This is a genomic window from Clostridioides sp. ES-W-0018-02, assembly GCF_020658175.1.
Taxonomy (GTDB): Bacteria; Bacillota; Clostridia; order Peptostreptococcales; family Peptostreptococcaceae; genus Clostridioides.
Genome location: NZ_JACVVY010000053.1, coordinates 1 through 391, shown reverse-complemented (window position 1 = coordinate 391; position 391 = coordinate 1). Strand labels below are relative to the sequence as shown.

General features: G+C 53.5%; 1 pseudogene. It reads left to right on the top strand.

The annotated features are described in order from the left end of the window. Positions 1-15 precede the first annotated feature (15 nt). A pseudogene (locus IC219_RS21415) lies at positions 16-391 on the top strand (spore surface glycoprotein BclB); the annotation flags it as partial.

The window sequence follows — 391 nt, the reverse complement described above, 5'->3', positions numbered from 1 at the left end:
GCAGGAGCAAATGGAGTGATAGGCCCAACAGGAGCAACAGGAAATACAGGAGCAGATGGAGCAACAGGTCCAACAGGTCCAACAGGAGCAACAGGAGATACAGGAGCAAATGGAGTAGCAGGTCCAACAGGTCCAACAGGAGCAGCAGGAGCAGATGGAGCAACAGGTCCAACAGGTCCAACAGGAGCAACAGGGGTAGGAATAACAGGAGTGACAGGAGCAACAGGAGCAACAGGCCCAACAGGAGCAGATGGATTAGTAGGTCCAACAGGAGCAACAGGAAACACAGGAGCAGATGGAGTACCAGGTCCAACAGGTCCAACAGGAGCAACAGGAAATACAGGAGCAGATGGAGCAACAGGCCCAACAGGAGCAACAGGAAATACAGGGG